Genomic DNA, 16,032 nt, shown 5'->3' on the forward strand with positions numbered 1-16,032 from the left:
CACCTATGGTACACAGGCAAGCAAAATTCTCCAACTTTTCCAAAATGAGTGTTTCATGAGCGAACAGATCATCACCCGCTTTGCCCCGTCTCCAACTGGCTTCTTGCACATTGGCAATGCCCGCACGGCCCTTTTCAACTGGGCTTTGGCGAAATCCATGGGCGGTCAAATGCTGTTGCGCATTGAAGATACGGACAAGGAACGCTCAACCGAACCAGCCATCCGCGCCATTATCGATGGCTTGGATTGGATGGGATTGGATTATGATGGCGAACCTATCATGCAATCTGAAAATCTGGAGCGGCACAAAGAAATCGCCCAGCAATTGCTGGATAGCGGCCACGCCTATAAATGCTATTGCACCCCAGAAGAGCTGGAAGAAATGCGCGAGAAAGCCCGCGCCGAAGGCCGCAATGCATTTTATGACCGTCGTTGGCGCGACAAAACTGACGCAGACGCTCCTGCTGGCCAGCCATTTGTGGTGCGCATAAAAGCACCGCTTGAAGGCGAAATCGTCATCGATGATAAAGTGCAAGGCAAAGTCACCTTCAAAGCTGAAAACCTAGATGATTTCATCATCTTGCGGTCAGACGGTTCGCCAATCTATCAATTGGCTGTGGTCGTCGACGACCATGATATGGGCGTCACCCACATTTTGCGCGGTGACGATCACCTCACCAACTCTGCCCGCCAAACCATCATTTATAATGCATTGGGCTGGAACGTACCGGTGATGGCACATACACCGCTTATTCATGGCCCTGATGGTGCAAAACTGTCCAAACGCCACGGCGCGTTGGGCGTAAGTGAATATCGCAAAATGGGGTATCTGCCAGAAACAATCCGTAACTATTTCGCGCGCTTGGGCTGGTCACATGGCGACGAAGAAATCTTCAGCTCAGAACAGTTTATTGAGTGGTTCTCATTTGAAGGCCTCAACAAAGCTGGCGCCCGCATGGATTTTGCCAAACTGGAAAATCTCAATGCGCACTATATCAAAGAGGCAGACGATCAGCGCCTGTTCGATTTGATGGTAGGTTTGGCAGAAGAGCTTGGTTTCGAAGTGCAAAAAGCTGGCCTTCTTGCGCACGAGCAAACTGTGCTTCAGGCCTTACCCCTTTTGAAACCTCGCGCCAAAACTGTGTTAGACTTGATCACAGGCGCCGAGTTCATTTTCGCGCAACGGCCACTGCAATTTGAAGAGAAGGCAGAAAAGGCCCTCGATCCAGAGTCAGTAGAAATGCTACGTGCCTTGCAGCCCGCTCTTGAAGCCATTGAAAGCTGGGACCACGACACGATCAATGAAGTGATGCGCAATTTCGCGGAAGAAAAAGAACTGAAATTTGGCAAGGTAGCGCAACCTCTGCGTGCAGCGCTAACAGCCAAAGCCGCATCACCCGGGTGCTTTGATGTGCTGGAATTGTTCGGCAAAGACGAAAGCATTTCACGCTTAAAAGAGACGACTAAGGTATAAATACCTAGGGTATCGGAACTTTCCCTATCGGTAACTTGCTAAACGGGAACAAATCCGATACCTCAATCCCAACCCAACTCTTGGGTAGACGGGTTTGACGTTAGTGGGGACGTACAACTTTAGTCATTTTTGAATCTTGAAGGAGGCCTATTCATGACCGATCGGATTGCAAAATTAGAGCTAAATGGCGAAAGCTATGAGTTCCCAGTATTGTCAGGATCTGTTGGACCCGACGTAATCGATATCCGCACTTTGTATGCCAAAACCGGGCATTTCACATTTGACCCTGGCTACACATCAACTGGCTCAACTGAGTCAGCCATCACCTACATTGATGGTGGCCAAGGCACATTGCTTTATCGCGGCTATCCAATTGAACAATTGGCAGAAAAATCAAGCTTCTTGGAAGTGTCCTATCTTCTGCTGAATGGTGACTTGCCGAGCAAAGCAGAATTTGCGGAATTTGAAGAAAAGATCACACGCCACACAATGCTTCATGAGCAGATGGTGAAATTCTTCGAAGGCTTCCGTCGCGACGCTCACCCAATGGCCATCATTTGTGGTGCCGTTGGTGCAATGTCTGCGTTCTACCATGACTCAACTGATATCACAGACCCACAGCAGCGCGTTATCGCATCACACCGTTTGATCGCGAAAATGCCTACAATCGCGGCTTGGGCCTATAAATATTCAGTTGGTCAGCCATTCATCTACCCACGTAATGATTTGGGTTTCGCCGCCAACTTCTTGCGCATGTGCTTTGCTGTGCCGGCAGAAGAATATGTGGTGTCCCCAACCATGGCACGCGCGATGGATCGTATCTTCACGCTCCACGCCGATCACGAGCAAAACGCGTCAACATCAACTGTGCGTTTGGCTGGTTCTTCACATGCAAATCCATTTGCATGTATCGCAGCTGGTGTTGCTTCGCTTTGGGGCCCTGCACACGGCGGCGCCAACGAAGCATGCTTGAACATGTTGCGTGAAATTGGCTCTGTGGATCGCATTCCTGAATTTATTGAACGCGCCAAAGACAAGAACGATCCGTTCCGTCTAATGGGCTTCGGTCACCGCGTTTATAAAAACTTCGATCCACGCGCGAAAGTGATGCAGCAAACTGCACACGAAGTGCTTTCTGAGCTTGGTGTTGAAAACAACCCAACATTGCAAGTTGCCCAAGAGCTTGAGCGGATTGCGTTGGAAGATGAATATTTCATCGAGAAGAAGCTCTATCCAAACGTAGACTTCTATTCAGGCATCATCTTGGATGCGATCGGCTTCCCGACATCTATGTTCACTGCAATCTTCGCATTGGCTCGGACCGTTGGCTGGATTTCACAGTGGAAAGAAATGATCGACGATCCAAAACAGAAAATCGGTCGTCCTCGCCAGCTTTACACTGGCGCGACATCTCGCGATTACACGGATATTTCAGAGCGCTAAGCGCCTTAAATATAAGAAAGTATCCGTTCTACCGGATTTTGACGGGGCGCTTCTGGCGCCCCTTCTTTCATTAGAGCCCGAATTTCTTCAAATCCCGCACGCTGTGCTGCCCGGGCATCTTCTCGATCAGCCAAATTTTTAGCGGCCTGCAGCAAATCATCGGTCCGCGCTTCAGTGCCTACAATTTCAGGCACAATTTCTCGCTGCAACAAAATGTTCGGCAACCCAACCAATGGACGACCTACCTGTTCATAATGGGCACCAAGTTTCTTATCTGCCACGTAAAAAAGAATGTGCGGCACGTCAGCGAATGCCAGTTCCAATGTCACGGTGCCGCTCACCGCTAAAGCCACCTGCGCATGCGTTAAGGCTTGTTCGAAAGCACTTCGCCCACTGGAAATCGAAATCTTATGATTGCGCACCTGCCGCTCAAGTCGCTTGCGCAAATGCTCGACGGTGATCAGGTCAGCATTTTCGAACTGCTGCAGTTTGGAGTGTGCCGTCAACAAAGCATCCAAATTACGGTCAATCTCACCCGCACGAGAACCAGGCAACAGCAACAGGTTTTCTCTATTCGTTGATCCAGCAAGTTCAGCCAAATGTTCTGCACTATGACCGACATAGCTGCATTTTGGCCCTTCTAAATCTGCAAAAACCTTCGGTTCGAATGGCAGAACAGACAAAATCTCATTATATAGGGGCTTGATCTTCTGCGCCCGCTCCGGCCGCCAAGCCCAAACTGACGGCGCGACATACAACACAATCGGCATATCCGGCAGCGCCTTGCGCACTCCAGCTGCAACACGTTGGGAGAATTCTTGAGAATCGACCAGCAACACCAAATCTGGTTTCTGCCTCACAATGGCATCCACGGTCTGCTTCAAGCGCCACAGCAAGAGCGGTAGTCGCAAATAAACATCGCGCCAGCCCATAACCGCCAAGTCCGACATGGCGAACAAAGACTTCAGGCCTGCCGCTTCAAGCGCAGGTCCCGCCACACCAGATAAGTCGAGCGATTTATGGGCCTTTAACCCCTGTACTAGGCCCGCTGCTAACTTGTCGCCGGAGCTTTCCCCTGCCACCACAAACAGCCGCATCACTGAGCTCCTATGATACGGACACCAGTTTTATGACAAAGTGCATCCAACTCGTCTTGGTCGAGCACCAAAGTTGCACCAGCCTCCACCAGAATGGTAGAAATGCCAACCTCGGCAGCAAGTTCAACGGTTCGACGTCCAATAGTCGGCAAATCACCAACACCAGTCTGCTGCGGTTTCTTCGCCTTCACCAAAGTCAGTTCACCCACAAATGGCGTATGCGTCGCAAGTGCCTTCACGCGATGCAACAACGCATCCGTACCCGCAATATCTTCGCCCACAACAGGCTGAACGCCAGCAAAGACGAGCGATTGGCCTAAATCGGTTTCACCAAACTTTCGTGTCGCTGTAAGCAACTTACTGTAAATTTCGGAGTTCACATCCGCTTCTTGGCCGAACAAATGGCCCTCAGCGGCAAGCAAACGTGCCGCAAATTCATGCACACCGATTGGACGCGCACCAATCAATTGCGCAACAACACCAAACAAGATTTCTAAGCCAAGATCACTTGTATCTCGCGCCACTTCCGGCAGTGCGGAATGTAAGCTGGCCACCATCTTGTCGCGACGCTCAGGCGAAAGATCAACACGCCCGGCCACGCTAATAAGCTCTGGCGCGGCCTGTTTTGTCATCGAAATGGCAGCTCCAAGATCATCAAGATCAAACAAAGGCAGTTCAGGCCAAGCTTTCCGACAAAGGGCAAAGCCAGCAACGCTGTCAGAACCAAACTCTTGCTGCGCCGCCTCATAGGCGGCACGCGCCAAGGCGCCCTCGCCCAAAAGCAACGCCAGCTTAATCATGATCCTAAATCGACGCCATTTTTCGGCATACAGATCGCACGCTCGGAAGGTTTGCGCACAAACGCAACCACATCTTCAACCAGCTTATGCCCTTCAAAAAGCTCCGCCGCGTCTTCAACGCGCTCACGCAATGTGCCTTCATTGGAGAAGATCATGCGATAAGCCGCACGCAGCGTGTGGATTTCTTCGCGGTCAAAATTGCGTCGCTTCAACCCAACAAGGTTCAATCCCCCCAGATAAGCGCGGTTTCCAAGAACTGAGCCATAAGGAATAACATCATTCTCGACCATGCTCATCGCGCCAACAAAGGCGTGCGCCCCAATGCGCACAAATTGGTGCACTCCACTCAAGCCACCAACGATTGCATATTCATCAACCAGGCAGTGTCCGGCCAACGTAGATTGGTTGACCATAATAACGTGATCTCCCAAATGACAATCATGCGCCACATGGGCACCAGCCATCAGTAACACATGGTCGCCAATGCGGGTTTCAAGTCCACCGCCCGAAGTTCCAGGGTTGATCGTCACATGCTCACGAATGGTGCAATAATCACCAATAACAAGGCAGCTTTCTTCACCTGAATATTTCAGATCCTGCGGCCGATGCCCAATTGAAGCAAATGGGAAAATCTCTGCATTGCAGCCGATAGTCGTACGGCCTTTAACAACAACATGCGAATGCAAAATCGAATCTGCACCAATCTTTATGTCGCCTTCAAGCACACAAAATGGGCCGATAACGACATTCTCGCCAAGTTCAACATCGGCCGAAACCAACGCTGTGGGATGTATTTGGGTCATTTTACTCGTCACGTACGATCATTGCGCCAACTTCGGCTTCTGCGACAACAACGCCATTCACCATAGCGCGCGCCTCATAACGGCCAACTGTGCGGCGGCGATGCGCTTTTTTGATGTGATATTCCAAAACATCACCAGGCCCGGCTGGTTTGCGGAACTTAGCTTTATCGATTGTCAGCAAAAAGACTGAGTGTTTTTGGCCAGATTTTTGTTCTTCGGCGATCACAATCGCACCGGCTGTCTGCGCCATGCCCTCAATGATCAAAACGCCAGGAAACACTGGCGCCCCGGGAAAGTGCCCTTGAAACATCGGCTCGTTAAACGTGATGTTTTTGATGCCAATGGCCGAATTGTCTCCATCAATTTCAACAATCTTATCAACCATCAAAAAGGGATAGCGGTGCGGCAAGCACTCCAAAACCCGATTAATATCCAATGATGACAATTCTTTATCAGACATGCCCAACCTCAAACTCAACGCGTCACTCGCGCCCCATCATTTTCAGCTTCGCCTGCATGCGACGCCATTGCTTAACGTCCACCGCAGGATTCCCAGCCAACACAGTATCCGCCTTTTGCGATTTAGATACAATCGAACAGGCCATAACCACGCATCTATCCCCCAGTTTTGCCTTATTGACAATAGATGCACGGCCCCCAAACAATACATTGTCACCAATTTCTGATGAACCTGCAAATCCTGACTTTGCCGCAATCTGACAATTTCGTCCAATTTTTGTGTTGTGCCCCACCTGCACCAAATTATCGATCTTGGTGTTCTCACCGATAATCGTATCGTCCAACGTGCCACGATCTACGCAAGTGTTAGCGCCGATCTCCACACCATTTTGAAGGATCACACGCCCCAATTGTGGAATTTTTTGTGGACCTGCAGCACGCGGAAGAAATCCAAAGCCTTCGGTGCCAATTCGTGCGCCAGAATGGATAACCGCACCATCACCGATATGTGCCGCTTGGATCGACACATTGTCACCAATGATCACATTGTGCCCAATCGTCACCCCGCGCCCGATCATTGTATTAGGGCCAATAACAACATTGTCGCCGATCTCTACATCAGCGCCAAAATATACATTCGGACTCAGATGGGCGCCATTGCCCAAAATGTCTGGCGAAATCGCTGCGCAATAGCCGAGCAACCGAATACCATCTGCATAGAGAAAATCAAGAATTTTAGTAAAAACCTGATACGGATCAGAACACTCAATGAAGGTACAAACCTTCTCAGCTGATGGCTTAGGACGTTCGAAATCGGACGAAACAAAGACAACGCCATCCTCGCATTGTGTCGCAAGCTTGCCGTAACGTGCATCAGAGATAAAACCAATCTCATTGGGCTTTAGATACGGCACCGTGCCCGCGCCAGCAATAATGGTATCTGCCACCTCTTTCCCAAGCTGGTCAGCCAAAGCCTCTTCGCCAACGTGCCTCAACGCATCGGCTAAGCTCATACCATCACGCTTAGAATAAAACCGCGGATCGACCATTAGCTACCCCTTAAACAAAAAGGACCGCAGACTTTCGCCGCGATCCTTTAAATTTCGCTCGTCCAGTTTTAATTAAAACAGGGTCGAGATGGTCAATGCAAATACTTGCGTCTGGTCAGCTGTGTCTTTGTCGATCACATGTGCAAAGTCACCACGCAACGGACCGAATGGGCTATCCCAAATCACACTTGCACCAACAGAAGTACGTGTCTGAACTCCAATACCATCAACGATCAAACCTGGATCAATGCTGTTGTGTCCAAGATAGGCGGCGTCAGCCCAAACTGCGCCTTTCAAGCCATAGCTTTCAGGAAGAACTGGAATTGGGAATTCCACTTCAGCTGAGAGTGCCAAATATTCTGTGACGCCAAGTGCGTTACCACCACCTTGAGGTCCAAGCCCGCGAGAAGAGAAGCCGCGAATTAGATTTGGCCCAGCCACGAACGTTTCAGTTGGGTTCACATAACCACCACCAAGTTCGTTGATAATACCAGCTTGACCTTTAAGGCTGCCAATCACGCCTGCATCAGGCAAAATCGGCATATAATAGCTGCCCTTAATCTCTGATTTTAGCAGATTGAAATCAACACCAACATATTGCTGGCTCACATTGATCGCAAAGCCTTCAGTTGGCGAGCGCACATTGTCAACATCTGTATAGGTAAGGTTGTAACCAATAAATGCTTTTGTAGCAGCACCACCTAGAGAGGTAATGTAAGTCGGAGCATCTACAGGGTTTGTACCGGTACCATCCTGATAGGTCGTATGGTCGATACCAATAAACGCATTAGCCTGAAGCTTATCAACTACTGGCGCACCTACACGCAACTGGAAGCCTGTGCTTTGTGTGCCGTAGTTGTAGTACTTACCTTCGTCCACCTGACGCTGATAGGCATCAACACCTGCTGAGATCTTCAGCCCCATAAAGCGTGGTTCGGTAAATGAGAAATCATATGTCCGAGTACCTTGAGTAGCACCCAATGAAATCCGCAAATCCTGACCACGACCCAAGAAGTTACGTTCAGTCAAAGACAATTCACCACCAACACCTGCACCTGGTGAGTAGTTTGCACCTAGAGCGTAGTTACCAGTTGATTTCTCTTCAACGACCACGTTCACGATTACTTTGTCCGAAGCGCTGCCTTGCTCAACGGAAACATTCACGACGGAGAAGAACCCAAGGCCCATCAACGCTTCGCGGCCAGATGCCAAGAAGGTACGGTTGAACGGATCGCCTTCAGCAAATTCAAACTCACGACGGATCACAAAATCACGTGTACGGGTGTTACCGAAAATATTGATACGTTCAACGTAAAGGCGTGCACCCTCGTCAACCAAATAGGTCACGTTGAATGTGTTATTTTCAATGTTACGGTCAATGCGTGGGCGAACCTCAGCGAAGCTATAGCCCATATTTGCCGCATCCTTAGCCATCTCTGATGCACTCTGCTGCAAGTGACGCAACGAATAGCGACGACCTTCTTGCGTACGCACAGCACCAGTCAAGCTATCTGGGTTCAAGCCAGAAATACTTGTTTCAACATTGATTTGACCGAATTCATAACGCTGACCTTCATCAATTGTGAAATTGATGAAATATGCGTTCCGCTCTGCGTCGAACTCAGCAACAGCAGAAAGCACCTGCGCATCAGGATAACCACGGTTCGCGTAATAAAGACGGATAAGCTCACGGTCGACGTTCAATTTATCTTCGTCATAAACATCATCGCGGAACAAGAAGCTCAACAAATGAGATTCGCGTGTCTTAATCGCAGCCTTCAATTGACTATCACCAATTGAGTTGTTGCCAGTAAAGCGGATCGCAGCAATGCCTGCGCGGTCACCTTCATTAATGGCAAAAGTCACTTTAACGCGTGAATTGTCTTGAACTTCTGAGCGCGCAGTTACAGTCGCATTGTCGAAACCGGCCTGATCGTATGCCAACTCGATGCTGCGAATATCCTGCTCAAGCGCTGCTTCAGTATAAACGCCACGTGAAGACAAGTTCACCATGTCCGAAAGCTGCGCATCAGAGAACTTTTGGTTCCCTTCAAACAAAACGCTAGAAATGATCGGGTTTTCAGAAACCTGAACATTCAAGGTGTTGCCCGACATGAACACTTTAACAGATGAGAACAAGCCACTTTGATAAAGAGAATCAATAGATTCATCAATCAAACGGCTAGATGCCACCTGTCCTTGGCGCACAGCCAAGAACGAAATAACAGTGCTGTCATCAACCCGTTGGTTGCCCGTCACTGAAATACGAGAAACTGTTTGTGCTTGTGCGGCTTGAACGCCCACCACTTCATTGAATGCACTTGGCATCAATGGTGCGCCAAATATCAAGAAAAGTCCCAGAATGAAACTCGGCAAAAGCTTTGCACGTACGATCATGTTTCTTGCAGCCTTTCTGCATTTGCGCAACAGACACGGCAAAACACCCGCCCCTCGCGACACTAACTCCATCATCCGTTTTACTATTTATTATCCCAAACGCAAGCCCAAATCATACTTTGAGTTACCAAAAGATTGTTGGAAGTGTCCATTTGCAACACTTTGTAATCTTTTGATTTCAAATATGCTTTGACGGATATGACCGCGTTTGCATGCCCTTTTAGAAGATATCGTTGACCAGTGTAAACACCATCAATGACATAACGACAAAGAGCCCAATGCGAAATCCAATTTCCTGTATTTCCCGACTCAAAGGCCGTCCGCGCACCGCTTCAATCGCGTAATATACAAGATGCCCGCCATCCAGCAAAGGAATGGGGAAAAGGTTGAAAATCCCGATATTTAGGGACAATAGCGCGGTTAAGCTGATCAAGGAAAATATCCCGAGCGTTGCCGCCTCACCGCTGATCTTGGCAATCTTTACTGGGCCACCCAGCTGCTCCACATCGCCACGGCCAACCAACAATTCGCCTAAAAACCGGAATGATCGGTCAATAATAAAGACGATTTCTTCAAATGTGATTCCAATCGCCTCAATCGGCCCAGGCCGCACAAAGCGGACATCCTGCCGCGTTGCATCTCGGGAAATCCCTAAAAAGCCGATCTCTGCCATATTGCCGAGTCGATCTTCCTGCATGCGGCTGCCTGTGGTCACAGGCACTTCAACCTGACGACCATTACGCTCAACCAAAAACGGCAATTCACGATTCGGACTGGTGGAGATGATCTTTTGCGCATCAGCAAAGCTCCGCACCTGATAACCATCGACCGCCAAAATCACATCATCGACCATCAATTCAGACTGTGCGGCAGGAGTATCCGGCGAAATGCCATCAATACGCGCTTCAATCGTGTAGCGTCCGAGGCCAAGCAACATGCCGTAAAGGATAACGAAAGTGAAAAGAATGTTCGCCGCTGGCCCGGCGGCAACAATCGCAATGCGCTGCCAAACATTCTTATAATAAAACAGCCGACTGCGTTCTTCAGGCGGAATATGCTCTAACGATTCACTGTCCGGCGCGCTGGCGGCATTCATATCGCCAACAAATTTCACATATCCACCCAAGGGAACTGCCGAAATCTTCCAGCGTGTGCCGTGCTTGTCATTCCAACCCACCAATTCCGGGCCAAAGCCGATAGAGAAACTCTCAATCGCGACATCGTTCCACCGGGCAACGAGGTAGTGGCCCATTTCGTGAACGAAAACGATCACAACAAGAACAATCAAAAACGGAATCAGAATACCGAGCAAACCAGCCATGATGACCTTTTCTAAAGTTGCGCTACCAGATCAACACGCCTTGAGCGACTTGGTCTGATGCAGCATGTATGACGCCGATGAGGAAAAGCAAGATCCCGCCAAAGGTGAAACTATCAATACGGTCCAAAATACCGCCATGGCCGGGAATAATGTCGCCACTATCCTTGATCATAAAGCGTCGTTTCAATGCGCTTTCAACCAGATCGCCAAGCTGTGCGACGACGCTCAAAACGGCAGCAATCAAAATGCCAATCCAAAATGGGCTATCTGTCGCCATCAACCAAACGATCAAACCACCGATGGTGCCGAAAGCTAAGCCGCCAAATGCACCGGACCAGGTCTTAGAGGGCGAAATTTCTGGCGAAAGCTTCACACCGCCTAAGATGCGGCCAACAAAGAACGCGCCGCTATCGGTTAGCCAGATGACAGAAGCCAAAAACACGGTGGCCCAAATACCATTCACAGTGTCGCCACGAAGCGCCAAAATGCAAATGGCCGCCACACCGAAAAAGATTGCGCCAGCAGCATAGTAAGGCAAACGCCACTGCCGCCAATCCACAGAAAGGATAGCCAACAAGGCGCCAAGGAAAAAGAAAATCAAACTCGCCGTGAAACCTGCAATCGGATAGGTCACCGCACCAACGGCCAAAAGCCCCATGATCAGATAGGTGAAACGGTTCATCTTGCCCTGCCCCACCATGCGCGCCCATTCGTGATAGGCAAGAGCAACAGCAACCGCCACCAATACTGCGACAGCAATTTGTCCGTAAATAATTGCCGCAGCCACAATCGGGATCAGCAAAAAGGCAGACATCAAACGCTGGCGCAAATCACTCCAGTTTGGCCCGGATTTTTGTGTGTTCTCGTCACTCATCCGTCCACGCCCCCGAACCGACGCTTACGACCAGAAAATTCTTCCATGATCCGAACAAAAATATCACGATTAAACTCTGGCCAAAATTCGTCGAAAAATACGAACTCGGCGTAGGCCGCCTGCCAAAGTAAAAAGTTAGACAAGCGAACTTCACCGCTAGATCGGAAAATCAAATCAGGATCAGGCATTTGCGCGGTATAAAGCTTTTCAGCAATCGCAGCTTCGTCAATGTCCTCAGGCGAAATTTTACCGCTCTGAACATCTTGCGCCAGCGCACGCACCGCATCGGTGATCTCTTGCCGTCCGCCATAATTGAACGCCACATTAAGCTGCAATCCGGTGCAATGCGCTGTGCGGCTTTCTGCTTGCTCAATCATTTGCAGAATGGGTTTAGACAGGCCTTCGCGCCGCCCTAAAATCCGAACCCGAACATTATGTGCGACAAATTTGGAAATGTCCGAAGCCACAAAGCGCTTCATCAGCCCCAAAATCGCATTGATCTCGTCAGCAGGCCGGGCCCAATTTTCAGAAGAGAAGCTGAAAATAGTGAGATACTCGATCTCAAATTCAACCGCGCAGGCCACAAGGCGCCGCAACGCCTCAACACCAGCCCTGTGCCCTTCATTGCGAGGCTTACCTTGGCTGGTTGCCCACCGGCCATTGCCATCCATAATCACGCCGAGATGCTGCGGCAAAACCGCAAACTCAGGCGCTACAGATGAAACGATGGCCGGTTCGTTGGACATATTGATGCAATCTAAACTTGCATGATGTCGGCTTCTTTAGTCGCCAACATTTTATCTACTTCAGCCACTGCATTATCAGTCAGCTTTTGAACTTCATCAGACTGTTGGTGCATCTCGTCTTTGCCGATATCGCCATCTTTTTCTGCCTTCTTCAGCGCATCCATGCCATCACGACGAATATGACGGATCGCCACTTTCGCGTTCTCTGCATATTGGTGTGCCACTTTAGTCAATTCGCGGCGGCGCTCTTCATTCAATTCAGGCAGTGCCACGCGGATAATTGTGCCTTCCGCCATTGGGTTAAGACCCAATGATGATTCACGGATTGCTTTTTCCACCGCCTGGGTCATGCCTTTGTCCCAAACTTGAACTGAAAGCATGCGCGCCTCAGGCACAGAAACGGTCGCCACTTGGTTCATTGGCATTTTTGAACCATAGGCATCCACCATGATCGGATCCAAAAGGCTGGTTGTGGCGCGCCCTGTGCGCAAGCCAGCAAACTCGTCTTTCAGCGCAGCAAGCGACTTTTTCATCCGCTCGTCGAGATTTTGCAAAGAAAATTCACTCATGTCCTAATCCTTTGATTTTGGCGATTATCCAACCCGAGTGGATAACCCCTTCCCCTCAATAATGGCCTGAACGCCGCCCGCGACATCCAAAGCATACACAAAAATTGGCAATTTGTTGTCACGCGCCAAAGCAAATGCAGCCATATCCATAACTTTTAAGTCGCGTGAGATCACTTCGTCATAAGAAATCTCATCAAAACGCTTGGCATCAGGGTTGGTTGCTGGGTCGGCATCATAAACGCCATCCACCTTTGTGCCTTTAAACAAAGCGTCACATTCCAGCTCAACCGCTTTCAATGCGGCTGCTGTATCTGTCGTGAAAAATGGATTGCCGGTACCGCCTGAACAAATGGCGATTCCGCCTTCTTCAAGGGTTTTGCGGGCTTCACGAGCTGTAAAATGATCTGCGACATCAGGCATGACCAAGTTTGAGAACACGCGTGCGTTGCCGCCCAAACGGCGAATCGCATCGCCTAGAGCCAGACAGTTGATCACCGTGGCCAACATGCCCATATGGTCGCCCACCACCCGGTCAGCACCACCAGCAGCCACAGACATGCCGCGGAAAATATTTCCGCCGCCCACCACAATGGCTACTTCATATCCATTTTGAGAGAGATCGACGAGTTGGCCAGCAACTTCGTCAAGAAAGCGGGATTCAATCCCAAAAGATTCGTCTCCGGCGAGCGCTTCGCCGGAGACTTTAATCAAGATGCGTTTAAGCGATTGAGAGGCCATTGCCACCCTAACCTAGTCTAGAGTTGGGAACTTTTAAAAAAGATTCTTGTTCCAGAACAGGTTATTAGTTACCAGCCGCGGCTGCAACCTCGGCGGCGAAATCGCTCTCTTCTTTTTCAATGCCTTCGCCAATTGCGAAACGCACAAAATCAACCAACTCAACAGGAGCGCCAGCTTCTTTTTCAGCGTTTTTCACAACGTCAGCAATTTTGGTTTCGCCATCGATAACGAATGTTTGTGACAACAAGCAAACTTCTTCGAAGTATTTGCGCATGCGGCCATCAACCATTTTCTCAACGATTTCAGCAGGCTTACCAGAACCAGCAGCTTGTTCAGCAAAAACAGCACGCTCACGGTCAACAACTTCTTGGTCCAAACCTTCTGGCGCAATTGCCAAAGGATTTGTAGCAGCAATGTGCATCGCGATTTGACGGCCAACGCTTTCAAGTGCGGCTGCATTGCCTGAAGTTTTGAAACCAACCAAAATGCCAATGCCGCCAAGACCGTCAACAACTGCGTTGTGCACGTAGCTGCAAACAATGCCTTCTTCTACAGAAACTGTAGCTGAACGACGCAAAGTCATGTTTTCACCGATTTTGGCAACAGCATTTGTTACTTCATCAGCGATTGAGTGTGATTTGCCAGGGTAAGTCGCAGCAGCCAATGTTTCAACATTTTCGCCTTGGTCCAAAGCAACCTTAGCAATTTCGCTTACCAAGTTTTGGAATTCTGCGTTGCGTGCAACAAAGTCAGTTTCTGAGTTCACTTCAACAACAGCACCTTTAGTGCCTGAAGTTACAACGCCAACCAAACCTTCAGCCGCTACGCGACCAGCTTTTTTTGCAGCTTTTGCCAAGCCTTTTGTGCGCAACCAATCAACGGCGGCTTCCAAGTCACCATTGGTTTCGTTCAACGCTTTTTTGCAGTCCATCATGCCCACGCCGGTCTGCTCGCGCAATTCTTTCACAAGTGCAGCTGTGATCGCCATTTTAAATCTCCTATGTTGCCAGCCCTATTTCGGGCTGGCCCAATCGAAAGTGTCGTGTTTAACCTGTAAACACGCAGATTTTATGAAGCTAATTAAGCGCCCAATTCTTTGGCTTGGTCGATCCAGCCATCGCGCTCAATGCGGCCTTTAAAGTTCAAACGCTCGTCAACATTTGCAATGTCTTCAGCGCTGAAGTTTGCGATCTGTGCGAAAGTGTAAATGCCCAAGTCATTCAACTTTTGCTCCAAAACCGGACCAACACCTGAGATTTTTTTCAAATCGTCAGCGTCTGCTTCTGGCTTGTCGAACAATGGTGTTGTGTCGCCAGCTTCTTCAGCAGGTGCTTCCGCGGCAGATTCTTCAGCAGCAGGTGCTTCTTCCAAAGCAGGCTCTTTAACGTCAACCGCAGCGCCCAAATCTTCGCCGAAAGCAACTGAAGAACGTGAAATACCGTCCAAAGCAGCTTTTGAAACCAATGAGCAGTAAAGCTCAATCGCGCGTGCCGCATCATCGTTACCAGGAATTGGCAAATCAACAGCTTCTGGATCACAGTTCGTATCTGCAATCGCGATCACTGGAATGCCCAAACGACGAGCTTCATTCAACGCCAAAGATTCTTTGTTGGTGTCGATCACGAACAACAAGTTAGGCACGTTGCCCATGTCTTTGATGCCGCCCAAATCACGCTCAAGACGCTCACGCTCGCGAGAACGCTGCAACCGCTCTTTCTTGGTCAAGCCCTGCATGCCTTCAGATTCTTGATCTTCAAGTTCACGCAAACGAGCAATTGACTTAGAAATGGTCTGCCAGTTGGTCAGCATGCCGCCCAACCAACGTGAGTTCACATAATATTGTGCTGATTGACGCGCAGCCTCTGCAACAACTGGTGCAGCTTGGCGCTTCGTGCCAACAAACAATACGCGACCGCCTTCAGCCACAGTGTCAGACACCATTTGCAATGCTTTATACAAAGCAGGCACAGTTTGTGCCAAATCGATGATGTGAATGTCGTTCCGCACACCAAAAATGTATTGTTCCATTTTTGGATTCCAGCGGTGTTTTTGGTGTCCGAAGTGTACGCCAGCTTCGAGTAATTGGCGCATAGAAAAATCAGGAAGTGCCATCGGCCTTCTCTCCTTTTAACCGGTTGTAACCTCCGCAAAGAGCTGCAACATATTTTGTCACCGGATGGCGGCCTCAACGGGCAGCCGTCTTTGCGTGCGAATTAATGAGCGCGGACTTACAGCAATCCCGCCCCATTGGCAATAGCTAAT

15 protein-coding genes are annotated in these 16,032 nt (G+C 49.5%); 2 read left to right on the forward strand and 13 right to left on the reverse strand.

The window, feature by feature from the left end; genetic code table 11:
* Positions 1 to 55 precede the first annotated feature (55 nt).
* The gene (gene gltX / locus ATL17_RS01745) at positions 56 to 1,474 is read left to right on the forward strand and encodes a glutamate--tRNA ligase (protein WP_133571055.1); all 1,419 of its coding nucleotides are present in this window, start codon (positions 56 to 58) and stop codon (positions 1,472 to 1,474) included.
* A gap of 153 nt (positions 1,475 to 1,627) precedes the next feature.
* A complete protein-coding gene (gene gltA, locus ATL17_RS01750; protein WP_133571056.1) occupies positions 1,628 to 2,917 on the forward strand; it encodes a citrate synthase in 1,290 nt (429 codons plus the stop codon).
* A 5-nt stretch (positions 2,918 to 2,922) separates the two neighbouring features.
* Here gltA and ATL17_RS01755 read toward each other — a convergent pair whose 3' ends face one another.
* The 13 genes from ATL17_RS01755 to rpsB form a co-directional block, all read right to left on the reverse strand.
* Positions 2,923 to 4,014, reverse strand: coding sequence for a lipid-A-disaccharide synthase (locus ATL17_RS01755; RefSeq protein WP_133571057.1), 1,092 nt, complete (start codon positions 4,012 to 4,014; stop codon positions 2,923 to 2,925).
* A complete protein-coding gene (lpxI, locus tag ATL17_RS01760) occupies positions 4,014 to 4,814 on the reverse strand; it encodes a UDP-2,3-diacylglucosamine diphosphatase LpxI domain-containing protein (protein ID WP_133571058.1) in 801 nt (266 codons plus the stop codon). The genes ATL17_RS01755 and lpxI overlap by 1 nt, the downstream gene beginning before the upstream one ends.
* The gene (gene lpxA / locus ATL17_RS01765) at positions 4,811 to 5,617 is read right to left on the reverse strand and encodes an acyl-ACP--UDP-N-acetylglucosamine O-acyltransferase (RefSeq protein WP_133571059.1); all 807 of its coding nucleotides are present in this window, start codon (positions 5,615 to 5,617) and stop codon (positions 4,811 to 4,813) included. Before lpxA ends, lpxI begins: the two co-directional genes overlap by 4 nt.
* Position 5,618: 1 nt before the next feature.
* Complete coding sequence (gene fabZ / locus ATL17_RS01770) at positions 5,619 to 6,077, reverse strand: 3-hydroxyacyl-ACP dehydratase FabZ (protein WP_133571060.1); 459 nt, start codon at positions 6,075 to 6,077, stop codon at positions 5,619 to 5,621.
* 22 nt (positions 6,078 to 6,099) lie between these two features.
* A complete protein-coding gene (gene lpxD, locus ATL17_RS01775) occupies positions 6,100 to 7,125 on the reverse strand; it encodes a UDP-3-O-(3-hydroxymyristoyl)glucosamine N-acyltransferase (protein WP_133571061.1) in 1,026 nt (341 codons plus the stop codon).
* Positions 7,126 to 7,197: 72 nt separating this feature from the next.
* Positions 7,198 to 9,522 (reverse strand): outer membrane protein assembly factor BamA, encoded by a 2,325-nt coding sequence (gene bamA, locus ATL17_RS01780; protein ID WP_166638860.1) that lies wholly within the window; start codon positions 9,520 to 9,522, stop codon positions 7,198 to 7,200.
* 220 nt (positions 9,523 to 9,742) lie between these two features.
* Positions 9,743 to 10,843: an RIP metalloprotease RseP gene (gene rseP, locus ATL17_RS01785; RefSeq protein WP_133571063.1), complete on the reverse strand. Its 1,101-nt coding sequence runs from the start codon at positions 10,841 to 10,843 to the stop codon at positions 9,743 to 9,745.
* A 22-nt stretch (positions 10,844 to 10,865) separates the two neighbouring features.
* Positions 10,866 to 11,717, reverse strand: a complete 852-nt coding sequence (locus tag ATL17_RS01790) for a phosphatidate cytidylyltransferase (protein ID WP_133571064.1) — start codon at positions 11,715 to 11,717, stop codon at positions 10,866 to 10,868.
* Positions 11,714 to 12,463 (reverse strand): undecaprenyl pyrophosphate synthase, encoded by a 750-nt coding sequence (locus ATL17_RS01795; protein WP_133571065.1) that lies wholly within the window; start codon positions 12,461 to 12,463, stop codon positions 11,714 to 11,716. The genes ATL17_RS01790 and ATL17_RS01795 overlap by 4 nt, the downstream gene beginning before the upstream one ends.
* A gap of 11 nt (positions 12,464 to 12,474) precedes the next feature.
* On the reverse strand, positions 12,475 to 13,032 hold the full coding sequence (gene frr / locus ATL17_RS01800) for a ribosome recycling factor (protein ID WP_133571066.1): 558 nt from the start codon (positions 13,030 to 13,032) through the stop codon (positions 12,475 to 12,477).
* A gap of 24 nt (positions 13,033 to 13,056) precedes the next feature.
* Positions 13,057 to 13,770: a UMP kinase gene (gene pyrH / locus ATL17_RS01805; protein WP_133571067.1), complete on the reverse strand. Its 714-nt coding sequence runs from the start codon at positions 13,768 to 13,770 to the stop codon at positions 13,057 to 13,059.
* A 64-nt stretch (positions 13,771 to 13,834) separates the two neighbouring features.
* Entirely contained in the window at positions 13,835 to 14,758 is a 924-nt protein-coding gene (tsf, locus tag ATL17_RS01810) for a translation elongation factor Ts (protein ID WP_133571068.1), read from the reverse strand.
* Positions 14,759 to 14,850: 92 nt separating this feature from the next.
* A complete protein-coding gene (gene rpsB, locus ATL17_RS01815; RefSeq protein ID WP_133571069.1) occupies positions 14,851 to 15,882 on the reverse strand; it encodes a 30S ribosomal protein S2 in 1,032 nt (343 codons plus the stop codon).
* Positions 15,883 to 16,032: the final 150 nt, after the last annotated feature.

The organism is Maritalea mobilis (assembly GCF_004363175.1).
GTDB classification, from domain to species: domain Bacteria; phylum Pseudomonadota; class Alphaproteobacteria; order Rhizobiales; family Devosiaceae; genus Maritalea; species Maritalea mobilis.

Coding starts and splice junctions, on each gene's coding strand:
- gltX (WP_133571055.1), top strand. CDS start 56: ATGAGCGAACAGATCATCACCCGCTTTGCCCCGTCTCCAACTGGCTTC.
- gltA (WP_133571056.1), top strand. CDS start 1,628: ATGACCGATCGGATTGCAAAATTAGAGCTAAATGGCGAAAGCTATGAG.
- ATL17_RS01755 (WP_133571057.1), bottom strand. CDS start 4,014: ATGCGGCTGTTTGTGGTGGCAGGGGAAAGCTCCGGCGACAAGTTAGCA.
- lpxI (WP_133571058.1), bottom strand. CDS start 4,814: ATGATTAAGCTGGCGTTGCTTTTGGGCGAGGGCGCCTTGGCGCGTGCC.
- lpxA (WP_133571059.1), bottom strand. CDS start 5,617: ATGACCCAAATACATCCCACAGCGTTGGTTTCGGCCGATGTTGAACTT.
- fabZ (WP_133571060.1), bottom strand. CDS start 6,077: ATGTCTGATAAAGAATTGTCATCATTGGATATTAATCGGGTTTTGGAG.
- lpxD (WP_133571061.1), bottom strand. CDS start 7,125: ATGGTCGATCCGCGGTTTTATTCTAAGCGTGATGGTATGAGCTTAGCC.
- bamA (WP_166638860.1), bottom strand. CDS start 9,522: ATGATCGTACGTGCAAAGCTTTTGCCGAGTTTCATTCTGGGACTTTTC.
- rseP (WP_133571063.1), bottom strand. CDS start 10,843: ATGGCTGGTTTGCTCGGTATTCTGATTCCGTTTTTGATTGTTCTTGTT.
- ATL17_RS01790 (WP_133571064.1), bottom strand. CDS start 11,717: ATGAGTGACGAGAACACACAAAAATCCGGGCCAAACTGGAGTGATTTG.
- ATL17_RS01795 (WP_133571065.1), bottom strand. CDS start 12,463: ATGTCCAACGAACCGGCCATCGTTTCATCTGTAGCGCCTGAGTTTGCG.
- frr (WP_133571066.1), bottom strand. CDS start 13,032: ATGAGTGAATTTTCTTTGCAAAATCTCGACGAGCGGATGAAAAAGTCG.
- pyrH (WP_133571067.1), bottom strand. CDS start 13,770: ATGGCCTCTCAATCGCTTAAACGCATCTTGATTAAAGTCTCCGGCGAA.
- tsf (WP_133571068.1), bottom strand. CDS start 14,758: ATGGCGATCACAGCTGCACTTGTGAAAGAATTGCGCGAGCAGACCGGC.
- rpsB (WP_133571069.1), bottom strand. CDS start 15,882: ATGGCACTTCCTGATTTTTCTATGCGCCAATTACTCGAAGCTGGCGTA.